The 9,680-nt window shown below is 67.7% G+C and carries 12 protein-coding genes; 7 read left to right on the forward strand and 5 right to left on the reverse strand.

Going from position 1 to position 9,680, the window contains the following annotated elements:
- Positions 1-65: 65 nt before the first annotated feature.
- The gene (locus VFM98_RS21835; RefSeq protein WP_325111995.1) at positions 66-1,223 is read right to left on the reverse strand and encodes an ABC transporter substrate-binding protein; all 1,158 of its coding nucleotides are present in this window, start codon (positions 1,221-1,223) and stop codon (positions 66-68) included.
- 145 nt (positions 1,224-1,368) lie between these two features.
- On the opposite strand from VFM98_RS21835, the gene hutC reads away from it, so the two are divergent.
- On the forward strand, positions 1,369-2,085 hold the full coding sequence (gene hutC / locus VFM98_RS21840) for a histidine utilization repressor (RefSeq protein ID WP_325111996.1): 717 nt from the start codon (positions 1,369-1,371) through the stop codon (positions 2,083-2,085).
- Between the two features lie 70 nt (positions 2,086-2,155).
- Here hutC and ilvC read toward each other — a convergent pair whose 3' ends face one another.
- The 3 genes from ilvC to VFM98_RS21855 form a co-directional block, all read right to left on the reverse strand.
- The gene (gene ilvC / locus VFM98_RS21845; protein ID WP_325111997.1) at positions 2,156-3,172 is read right to left on the reverse strand and encodes a ketol-acid reductoisomerase; all 1,017 of its coding nucleotides are present in this window, start codon (positions 3,170-3,172) and stop codon (positions 2,156-2,158) included.
- 53 nt (positions 3,173-3,225) lie between these two features.
- Complete coding sequence (gene ilvN / locus VFM98_RS21850) at positions 3,226-3,717, reverse strand: acetolactate synthase small subunit (RefSeq protein ID WP_325111998.1); 492 nt, start codon at positions 3,715-3,717, stop codon at positions 3,226-3,228.
- A 209-nt stretch (positions 3,718-3,926) separates the two neighbouring features.
- On the reverse strand, positions 3,927-5,702 hold the full coding sequence (locus tag VFM98_RS21855) for an acetolactate synthase 3 catalytic subunit (RefSeq protein ID WP_325111999.1): 1,776 nt from the start codon (positions 5,700-5,702) through the stop codon (positions 3,927-3,929).
- Positions 5,703-5,977: 275 nt separating this feature from the next.
- On the opposite strand from VFM98_RS21855, the gene VFM98_RS21860 reads away from it, so the two are divergent.
- Genes VFM98_RS21860 through VFM98_RS21885 form a run of 6 tightly spaced genes read left to right on the forward strand, consistent with a single transcriptional unit; the run spans position 5,978 to position 9,229 of the window.
- Positions 5,978-6,544 carry an RNA polymerase sigma factor gene (locus VFM98_RS21860; RefSeq protein ID WP_325112000.1) on the forward strand — a complete coding sequence of 189 codons (567 nt, stop codon included), beginning with the start codon at positions 5,978-5,980 and terminating at the stop codon, positions 6,542-6,544.
- Positions 6,541-6,960, forward strand: a complete 420-nt coding sequence (locus tag VFM98_RS21865; protein WP_325112001.1) for a DUF3619 family protein — start codon at positions 6,541-6,543, stop codon at positions 6,958-6,960. The genes VFM98_RS21860 and VFM98_RS21865 overlap by 4 nt, the downstream gene beginning before the upstream one ends.
- A gap of 12 nt (positions 6,961-6,972) precedes the next feature.
- Positions 6,973-7,704 carry a DUF3106 domain-containing protein gene (locus VFM98_RS21870; RefSeq protein WP_325112002.1) on the forward strand — a complete coding sequence of 244 codons (732 nt, stop codon included), beginning with the start codon at positions 6,973-6,975 and terminating at the stop codon, positions 7,702-7,704.
- A complete protein-coding gene (locus VFM98_RS21875) occupies positions 7,701-8,207 on the forward strand; it encodes an RDD family protein (protein ID WP_325112003.1) in 507 nt (168 codons plus the stop codon). The genes VFM98_RS21870 and VFM98_RS21875 overlap by 4 nt, the downstream gene beginning before the upstream one ends.
- 33 nt (positions 8,208-8,240) lie before the next feature.
- Positions 8,241-8,645, forward strand: a complete 405-nt coding sequence (locus VFM98_RS21880; protein WP_325112004.1) for a diacylglycerol kinase — start codon at positions 8,241-8,243, stop codon at positions 8,643-8,645.
- A complete protein-coding gene (locus tag VFM98_RS21885) occupies positions 8,642-9,229 on the forward strand; it encodes a TIGR00730 family Rossman fold protein (RefSeq protein WP_325112005.1) in 588 nt (195 codons plus the stop codon). The genes VFM98_RS21880 and VFM98_RS21885 overlap by 4 nt, the downstream gene beginning before the upstream one ends.
- 162 nt (positions 9,230-9,391) lie before the next feature.
- On the opposite strand, the gene VFM98_RS21890 is transcribed toward VFM98_RS21885, so the two are convergent.
- On the reverse strand, positions 9,392-9,680 hold a 289-nt coding region (locus tag VFM98_RS21890), incomplete at its 5' end, for a P-II family nitrogen regulator (RefSeq protein WP_325112006.1).

Here is a 9,680-nt window from a genome sequence, read left to right on the forward strand (position 1 = left end):
CGCGGGGGACCGGTCACGGGCCCGCGCGCCAGGCGCTGCGGGCGGGATGCGGATTCGCCGCGGTCCTACTTCGTCGGCGGCGCCAGCAGCACCGCGTCGGAGATCACGGAGTGGCGGCGGAAGGCCTTGTCCTTGACCACCTGGACCTGGATGTCCTTGGCCACTTCATTGAGGCTGTTGAAGGTCAGCTTGCCGATCGGCGTGACGAAGGTGCCGCCGGCCATCGCGGCGCGCAGCGCCTCGCCGCCCTTGCCGCCGGTCTTCTTCAGGCCTTCGATCAGCACCGCGGTGGCCGTGAAGCTGGAGGCCGCGACCATGTCGGCGCCGGCGTTGTTGGCCTTGCGGTAGTCGGCCAGGAAGGCCTTGGTGGCGGGCACGTCGGAATCGCGGTCCAGCGACGTCGTGACGAGCGTGCCTTCGGAGGCCGGGCCGGCGATCTCGATGAACTTGTCGGAGTCGTAGCCTTCCTGGCCGATGATGGGGGCGGTGATGCCGGCGGCGCGCAGCTGGCTCACCAGCGGGCCGGCGTTGAAGAAGTAGCCCGAGGCGTAGATCACTTCCGGGTTGTCGGCCTTCACCTTGGAGACCAGCGCGCCGAACTGGCGGTCGCTCATCGCGTACTCGTACTCGCCGGTGATCTGCAGGCCGAACTTGGGCGCGGCTTCCTTGAAGCCGGCGGCCAGCGCCTGGCCGAAGTCGTTCTTCACCGTGATGACGGTGACCTTCTTCTTGCCCAGGTTGCTCACCAGCTTGGCGCCGCCGCGGCCCTGCACCTCGCCCATGGCGGAGACGCGGAAGACGAAGTTGCCGGCGCGCGTGATGTCGGGGTGGATGGCATAGGCCACCACGTACGGCACCTTGGCCGACTGGAACAGGCCGGCCGCGGCGCGGGTCGAGCCGGAGTAGGAGCCGGAGACCGCGCCCACCACCTTGTCCTTCTCGATCAGCTTGGTGGCGACCGGCACTGCCTCCTTGGCCGTGCCCTGGTCGTCGTAGACCACCAGTTCGATCTTCTCGCCGGCGACGCCGCCGGCCGCGTTGGCCTGGGCCACCGCCAGCTTGGCGCCGTTGAGCGCCGACTGGCCGTCGGCGGCGGCGAAGCCGGTCAGCGGCACGTTGAAGCCGATCTTGATGTCGGCCGCCGCGGGGCCGGCGGCAAGCAGGGCGGCGAGGCCGGCAATGGCGGTCGCCAGCAGCGACTTGCGGGAGCTCAGAGCATTCATCGGGAGATTTCCTTGCATGGACAAGCTGGGAGGAAACTGGAAGAATTGGTATAGACAACTATACAACTTCAGCAGCCGGGCTCCGCTCACACTCGTCGCCCCGCTGCTCAGTGTTTACCCTGATATGCCATCTGGAACGCAGACGATGCCCACCGAAGAAATGGATGCCCAGCGCCCCGCGTTCGAACGCATCAAGACCCACGTGCTGCGGCAGATCCGCGCCGGCGTGTGGAAGGAGGGCGATGCGATCCCCTCGGAGCAGGCGCTGGCCAGCGAGTTCGGCGTGGCCCGCATGACCGCCAACCGCGCGCTCCGCGAACTGAGCGACGAGCGCTTCCTGGTGCGCGTGCGCGGCTCGGGCACCTACGTGGCGCAGCAGAAGTTCCAGTCCACGTTGGTGGAGATCCACAGCATCGCCGAGGAGGTGCGCGCGCGCGGGCACGTGCACCGCAGCGAGCTGCAGCGGCTGGAACGCATCAAGGCCGGCGACGCGCTGGCGGCGGACTTCGAGCTGGCCGCGGGCAAGCCCCTCTTCCACTCGGTGGTCGTGCACTTCGAGAGCGAACTGCCGATCCAGGTGGAGGACCGCTACGTCAATCCCGCATTGGCGCCGGAATACATGCAGCTGGATTTCAGCAAGACCACGGCCAACGAGTACCTGATGCGCGTCGCGCCGCTGGCCGGGGTGCGCTATTGCATCGAGGCGCGCATGCCGCCGCCGGAGATCGCGGCCATGCTGCAGACCGAGGAGGACCAGCCCTCGCTGGTGCTGCGGCGAACGACCTTGTCGAAAGGCCAGGTGGCGTCGGTGGCGACGCTGTGGCATCCGGCCAACCGGTACCAGTTCACCGGGGGGTTCTGAACAGGAAAAAGGCCGCCCGGGGGCGGCCTCTCTGGACCCCGTCTGCGCGGGGATGACGTCGCACGCGACGTCAGTTGCGGCTCTGGTCCACCAGCTTGTTCTTCTTGATCCAGGGCATCATCGCGCGCAGCTGCTCGCCCACGACCTCGATCGAGCTCTCGGCGTTCAGGCGGCGGCGCGACTGCAGCGTCGGGGCGCCGGCGCGGTTTTCCAGGATGAAGCTCTTGGCGTATTCGCCGGTCTGGATGTCCTTCAGCGCCTGCTTCATCGCCTTGCGGGTCTCCTCCGTGACGATCTTCGGGCCGGTGACGTACTCGCCGTACTCCGCGTTGTTGGAGATCGAGTAGTTCATGTTCGCGATGCCGCCTTCGTAGATCAGGTCCACGATCAGCTTCAGCTCGTGCAGGCACTCGAAGTACGCCATTTCGGGCGCGTAGCCGGCTTCCACCAGCGTGTCGTAGCCGGCCTTGATCAGTTCCACGGTGCCGCCGCACAGCACGGCCTGCTCGCCAAACAGGTCGGTCTCGGTCTCCTCGCGGAAGTTGGTCTCGATGATGCCGGCCTTGCCGCCGCCGTTGGCCATCGCGTACGACAGGGCCAGGTCGCGGGCGCGGCCGGACTTGTCGGAGTGCACGGCCACCAGGTGCGGCACGCCGCCGCCTTGGGTGTAGGTGCTGCGCACGGTGTGGCCGGGGGCCTTGGGCGCCACCATCCACACGTCGAGGTCGGCGCGCGGCACGACCTGGCCGTAGTGCACGTTGAAGCCGTGCGCGAACGCCAGCGAGGCACCCTGCTTGATGTTGGGCTCGACGTCGTTCTTGTACACGGTGGCGATCTGCTCGTCGGGCAGCAGGATCATCACGACGTCGGCGGACTTCACGGCCTCGGCGACTTCGGCGACCTTCAGGCCGGCCTTCTCCACCTTGGGCCAGCTGGCGCCGCCGCGGCGCAGGCCCACGATCACCTTCACCCCGCTGTCGTTCAGGTTCTGCGCGTGCGCGTGGCCCTGCGAGCCGTAGCCGATGATGGCGACCGTCTTGCCCTTGATCAGGCTGAGGTCGCAGTCCTTGTCGTAATAAACCTTCATGGTCTCTCCTATGGGTCCGTCTTGTGCGGGTGGTGAAAACTGGGAAAAGCGGTTCAGACGCGCAGTATGCGTTCGCCGCGGCCGATGCCGCTGGCGCCGGTGCGCACGGTCTCGAGGATCGCGCTGCGGTCGATGGCCTGCAGGAAGGCGTCGTTCTTGGCCTGGTCGCCGGTGAGCTCGATGGTGTAGCTCTTGTCGGTGACGTCGATGACGCGGCCGCGGAAGATGTCGGCCATGCGCTTCATCTCCTCGCGCTCCTTGCCCACCGCGCGCACCTTCACCATCATGAGCTCGCGCTCGGTGTAGCTGCCTTCGGTGAGGTCGACCACCTTCACCACCTCGATCAGGCGGTTCAGGTGCTTGGTGATCTGCTCGATCACGTCGTCGCTGCCGGTGGTCTGGATCGTCATGCGCGACAGCGACGCGTCTTCCGTCGGCGCCACCGTGAGCGATTCGATGTTGTAGCCGCGGGCCGAGAACAGGGCCACGACACGCGAGAGGGCGCCGGGCTCGTTTTCGAGCAGCACGGCAATGATGTGCTTCATGTCGGATTCCTCTTTTCGCCGCCCTCCCCCGCTGCCGGTAAGCAGCGGGCTCGGCGGGCAATAGATTCGTCGTTGAAAACCGGACTACCGGACGCAAAGGACGCGAAAGATACGCAGAGGACGCAAAAGAAAACCCTCAAGATTTTCTTCTTTGTCTTTTTCGCGTCCTTTGCGTACCCTTTGCGTCCTCTGCGTCCGGCAGTTGGTCTTTACAGGTCCTCGCTGCCCAGCAGCATCTCCGTGATGCCCTGCCCGGCCTTCACCATCGGCCAGACGTTTTCCGTCGGGTCGGTGCGGAAGTCCATGAACACGGTGCGGTCCTTCAGCTTGCGCGCTTCGCGCAGCGCGGGCTCCACATCCGCCGGGCGCTCGATCAGCATGCCCACGTGGCCGTAGGCCTCGGCGAGCTTCACGAAGTTGGGCAGCGCGTCCATGTAGCTGTGCGAGTAGCGGCCCTCGTAATCGAGCTGCTGCCACTGGCGCACCATGCCGAGGTAGCGGTTGTTCAACGAGACGATCTTGATCGGCGTGTTGTACTGCAGGCAGGTGGAAAGCTCCTGGATGCACATCTGCACCGAGCCTTCGCCGGTGATGCAGTACACCTCGGATTCCGGCTTGGCCAGCTTGATGCCCATGGCGTACGGAATGCCCACGCCCATGGTGCCGAGGCCGCCCGAGTTGATCCAGCGGCGCGGCTCGGGGAACTTGTAGAACTGCGCCGCCCACATCTGGTGCTGGCCGACGTCGGAGGTGATGTACGTCTCGACGTCCTTCGTCATGTTCCACAGCGTCTCGATCACGTGCTGCGGCTTGATCACGTCGCGGTTGCCGCGGTCGTAGCGCAGGCAGTCCCGCTTGCGCCAGCCGTCGATGGTCTCCCACCAGGCGCCCAGGGCGCCCGCGTCCGGCTTGGTGCCGGCTTCCTTCACCTGCGCGATCAGCTCGGAGAGCACCTCCTTCACGTCGCCGACGATCGGGATGTCCACCCGCACGCGCTTGGAGATGCTGGAGGGATCCACGTCGATGTGGATGATCTTGCGCTCGAACGAGCCGAAGTGCTTCGGGTTGCCGATCACGCGGTCGTCGAAGCGCGCGCCCACGGCCAGCAGCACGTCGCAGTTCTGCATCGCGTTGTTGGCCTCGAAGGTGCCGTGCATGCCCAGCATGCCCAGGAACTTCGGGTCGGTGCCGGGCATGGAGCCCAGGCCCATCAGCGTGTTGGTGACCGGGAAGCCCAGCAGGTTGGCAAGCGTGCGCAGTTCCTGCGTGGCGTTGCCCAGCACCACGCCGCCGCCGGTGTAGATGTAGGGACGCTTGGCCGCCAGCAGCAGTTGCACGGCCTTGCGGATCTGGCCGCCGTGGCCCTTCTGCACCGGCCGGTACGAGCGCATCTCGAGCTTCTCGGGATAGCCGGTGTACGCGGTCTTGTTGAAGGAGACGTCCTTCGGGATGTCCACCACCACCGGGCCGGGCCGGCCGCTGCGGGCGATGTGGAAGGCCTTCTTCATCACCTCCGCGAGGTCGCGCACGTCCTTGACCAGGAAGTTGTGCTTGACCACCGGGCGGGTGATGCCCACGGTATCGCATTCCTGGAAGGCGTCCATGCCGATGGCGGCCGTGGGCACCTGGCCGGTGACGATCACCATCGGGATGGAATCCATGTAGGCGGTGGCGATGCCGGTGACGGCATTGGTCACGCCGGGGCCGGAGGTGACGAGCGCCACGCCGACGTCGCCGGTGGCACGGGCATAGCCGTCGGCCGCGTGCACGGCCGCCTGCTCGTGGCGCACCAGCACGTGCTGGATCGTGTCCTGCTTGTAGAACGCGTCGTAGATGTGCAGCACCGCGCCGCCGGGATAGCCCCAGACGAACTTGACGTTCTCGGCCTGGAGGCACTTGACGAGGATTTCGGCGCCGCGGAGGTCTTGTGTCTGGCCTGCCGTGGCGGCGGCCGCGGAGCTGAGCTCCGTTCTCGAGATTTCCATGATCAACCTTTCGGGTTTCGGACTACGAACCTTGGGGTGCCCCTTCGCCAGCCCTCGTGAGGCCGCGTCGGGACTTGGAGCACCGGGCCATGGGCGGGCGCTTCGCACCGCCGGACCAGGACTCGTTTGCCTGTGACTTGCGCTGGCATTATCGCACTGCAACAGAAGAGCGCGAAAGGCCTCCTGTCGCGGTGCCATAATTTCCGGCTGCCCGACCGCCCCTGCGGCCTGCGCGCCACAAAGAACCCGAAGCCTTACCGCCGCCCCCGGACTCCTTGGCCACCGAACGCGAACTCTCGGACTTCCTGCAGAGCGTGGAGAAGCGCGCCTTCAAGCGCACCGTCTACCACGTGCGCGACGAGGAGTCGGCGCTGGACATCGTGCAGGACAGCATGATGAAGCTGGCCGAGCACTACGGCGACAAGCCGCCCGCGGAACTGCCCATGCTGTTCCAGCGGATCCTGTCGAACTGCACCCTCGACTGGTTCCGGCGCCAGAAGACGCGCAACGCCCTGTTCTCCAACCTGAGCGATTTCGAGTCCGCCTCCGACGAGGGGGATTTCGATCTGCTGGAAACTTACGAGGCCACGAGCCAATCCCAGCAGGTCGAAAGCGCCGAGGACGCCACCCGCCGGGCCCAGGTCCTGCGGGAGATCGAGACGGAGATCATGGAGCTGCCCGCCCGTCAACGGGAAGCCTTCATGATGCGTTACTGGGAGGACATGGATGTTGCAGAAACCGCGGCAGCCATGGGCTGCTCGGAAGGCAGTGTCAAGACGCACTGCTCCCGTGCGGTCGCCGCCCTCAGCAAGGCTCTGAAGGCAAAGGGAATCCAACTATGACCACAACGGACACACTGCTCGCCCAGGCCAAGGCAGACCAGTTCGGCCGCGCGGTCGCCATGCGCCTGTCGGCCGGCTCCGAAGACCTGCCGTACGAAGTGCGCGAACGCCTGCGGGCCGCGCGCGTGCGCGCCCTCCAGGCCCGCAGGAAGCCGGAGCTCGCCCCGGTCGTCGTGGGCCGCGGCGCCTCGGCGGCCCTGGCGCTGAAACGCGGCTGGCTCTACCGCATCGGCTCCGTGCTGCCCCTGCTCGTGCTGGCGGCCGGCCTGGTGCTGCTCCACACCATCCAGACGGACGACCGCGCCAGCGAGCTGGCCGAGGTCGATACCGCCCTGCTGACCGACGACCTGCCGCCGGCCGCGTACGCCGATCCCGGCTTCGTGCAGTTCCTCAAGCAGTCCGGGCGCGGTGAATAATCGGCCCGGAGCATGAGCGAATCCCCCCGCCCGCATCGCACCCTCGCCGCCGCCCTGGCCGCCGCGGGCCTGGTGCTGGCCGCCGCCGCGGCCGAAGTCGCGGTGCCGCCCAATCCCGAGGCGCCGGCCGCGGCCGAGGCAGCGGCGCCCAACGTGGCGCAGGCGAACAAGCCCTCCGTTTCCAGCCGGGCGCCGATCCGCCCGGCCCAGGTGCGCAACGCCCCGGCGCCCCGGCCCGAATCCAGCCCCACCTGGGCCGAGCTGAGCCCGCAGCAGCAGCAGTCGCTGGCGCCCCTGTCCGGCACCTGGCGCGTGCTGGGCGAGGCCCACAAGCGCAAGTGGCTGGCGCTGTCGCAGAACTACCCCACCATGCCGCCCGGCGAGCAGGCCCGCCTGCACAGCCGCATGGCGGAATGGGCCGCCCTGTCGCCGCAGCAGCGCACCCTGGCGCGCCTGAACTTCGCCGAGAGCAGCAAGCTCAATCGCGACGACAAGCGCGCCCAGTGGGAGGCCTACCAGAACCTCTCGCCGGAGGAAAAGCGCAGGCTCGCCGCCGGCGCCGTGGCCGCCAAGCCGCCGCCGCCGCCCACCGCCGTCGCGGTGAAGCCGGTGCCGCAGCAGAAGCTCGCCCGCATCCCCAAGCCGAGGCGCGCCGACAACGGCGGCGCCAAGCTCGCCGTCGTGCCCGGCCGGGTGGACAGCAACACCCTGCTGCCGCGCTCGCCGGCGCCCACGCAACCTTGAGCCTTCCTGCCCCTGCACTGGCCGCGCCCAGCCTGCGGCGCCGGCTGGCGTCGCTGTTCTACGAAGCCTTCCTGGCTTTCGGCATCGCCATGGCCACCGCCTTCGTGTTTTCCATCGCCACCCAGATGCGGCACGCGCTCTACGGCCGGCAGGCGCTGGGCGCCGTCATCGCGCTGGTGCTGGGCGTCTACTTCGTCCTGTCCTGGACCCGCGGCCGCACGCTGCCGATGCAGACCTGGCGCATGCGCATCGTGGACAGCCACGGCCGACCGCTCACGCCCCTGCGCGCCGCCCTGCGCTACGCCCTGTGCTCGGTCTGGGTGCTGCCGCCCCTGGCCGTGTTCGCCCGGCAGCACCTGATGGACTGGAAGCCCGTCACGGCCGCCTTCTTCGGCTGGGTGCTGTTCTGGGCCGCGCTGAGCCGGCTGCATCCGCAGCGCCAGTTCTGGCACGACGCCTGGGCCGGCACCCGGCTCGTCGATGCGGCCCCCAAGGCGGGCTGAAACCGCGCCGGCGCCGCTCGGCGACAATGCCGCATGTCCCACCGCGATGCCCTGCCCGAGTTCGTGAACGAGCAGAAGGGCCGCACCGGCTTCAGCCGCGTGTGGCACGCCGCCGGCTATTCGATGGCCGGCCTGCGCGCCGGCTGGCAGGAAGCGGCCTTCCGGCTGGAGGCCTGCCTGGCCTTCCTGCTGCTGCCGCTCGCCTTCTTCGTCGGCCGCGGCTGGGTCGAGGCGGCCCTGCTGGCCGGCTCGGTGCTGCTGGTGCTGATCGTGGAACTCCTCAACACCGCCGTGGAGGCGGCCATCGACCGCATCGGCCCCGAGCGGCACGAGCTCTCCAAGCGCGCCAAGGACATGGGCAGCGCCGCGGTCTTCCTTTCCCTCGTGCTGGCCGGCGGCATCTGGCTGGCCGCGCTGGTGCGCCTCTTCTCCCGATGAATCCTGCTTTTTCGATCTGCGTGTACTGCGGCTCGCGCGCCGGCGCCGACCCGCGCTTCGCCGCCGCGGCGGCCGACGTCGGCCGCTGGATCGGCCGCCACGGCGGCCAGCTGGTCTACGGCGGCGGCAACAACGGCCTGATGGGCGCGATGGCCGGTGCGGCGCTGGAGGCCGGCGCCCGCGTCGTCGGCGTCATCCCGCACTCGATGGTGGAGCGCGAATGGGCCAAGCGCGACTGCACCGAGCTGCATATTGTGGAGAACATGCACCAGCGCAAGAGCCTGATGGCCGAACGCGCGGATGCCTTCCTCGCCCTGCCGGGCGGCATCGGCACCTTCGAGGAACTGTTCGAGGCCTGGACGTGGAAGCAGCTGGGCTTCCACCGCAAGCCGGTAGGCCTGTTCGACCTCGGGGGCTACTACCAGCCGCTGCTGCAGTTCCTGCAGCAAAGCGTGCGCAGCGGCTTCATGAACGACTGGCAGATGGACCTGCTGACGGTCGGCAGCGAGCTGGAGCCGCTGCTCGCGAAGCTGGTGGACGACGCCCTCCGCAGCCCGCGCGGCGTGGATACGTCCGAGATCTGAGGGGTGTTGCCTCGACGGGCCGCCACTTCAACAGCCGGACGCGAAGGACGCAAAGGATTCGCAAAGGACGCAAAAAAGACAGGAAAGAAAACTGGAAGGTCTTCCTTTGCGTTCTTTGCGTAACCTTTGCGTTCTTTGCGTCCGGCTGTTCGAGCGCGTCCTTCAGACCGCCGATTCGTCGATCTCGCCGGTGCGGATGCGCACCACGCGCTCCACGCTGGTGATGAAGATCTTGCCGTCGCCGATCTTGCCGGTACGCGCGGCGTTGATGATGGCGTCGACGCAGCGCTCGACCTCGTCGTCCTTCACCACCACCTCGATCTTCACCTTGGGCAGGAAGTCCACCACGTATTCGGCGCCGCGATAGAGCTCGGTATGGCCTTTCTGACGGCCAAAGCCCTTCACTTCGATCACCGTCAGACCCTGCACGCCCATGTCATTCAGCGCTTTC

Source organism: Ramlibacter sp., assembly GCF_035706265.1.
In the GTDB taxonomy this organism is placed as follows: Bacteria; Pseudomonadota; Gammaproteobacteria; order Burkholderiales; family Burkholderiaceae_C; genus Ramlibacter.

Bases quoted from the DNA above. Each gene is read 5' to 3' on its own strand.
- VFM98_RS21870 (WP_325112002.1), top strand. From the start codon at position 6,973: ATGAGCGAATCCCCCCGCCCGCATCGCACCCTCGCCGCCGCCCTGGCC.
- VFM98_RS21855 (WP_325111999.1), bottom strand. From the start codon at position 5,702: ATGGAAATCTCGAGAACGGAGCTCAGCTCCGCGGCCGCCGCCACGGCA.
- VFM98_RS21865 (WP_325112001.1), top strand. From the start codon at position 6,541: ATGACCACAACGGACACACTGCTCGCCCAGGCCAAGGCAGACCAGTTC.
- ilvN (WP_325111998.1), bottom strand. From the start codon at position 3,717: ATGAAGCACATCATTGCCGTGCTGCTCGAAAACGAGCCCGGCGCCCTC.
- hutC (WP_325111996.1), top strand. From the start codon at position 1,369: ATGCCCACCGAAGAAATGGATGCCCAGCGCCCCGCGTTCGAACGCATC.
- ilvC (WP_325111997.1), bottom strand. From the start codon at position 3,172: ATGAAGGTTTATTACGACAAGGACTGCGACCTCAGCCTGATCAAGGGC.
- VFM98_RS21885 (WP_325112005.1), top strand. From the start codon at position 8,642: ATGAATCCTGCTTTTTCGATCTGCGTGTACTGCGGCTCGCGCGCCGGC.
- VFM98_RS21880 (WP_325112004.1), top strand. From the start codon at position 8,241: ATGTCCCACCGCGATGCCCTGCCCGAGTTCGTGAACGAGCAGAAGGGC.
- VFM98_RS21835 (WP_325111995.1), bottom strand. From the start codon at position 1,223: ATGAATGCTCTGAGCTCCCGCAAGTCGCTGCTGGCGACCGCCATTGCC.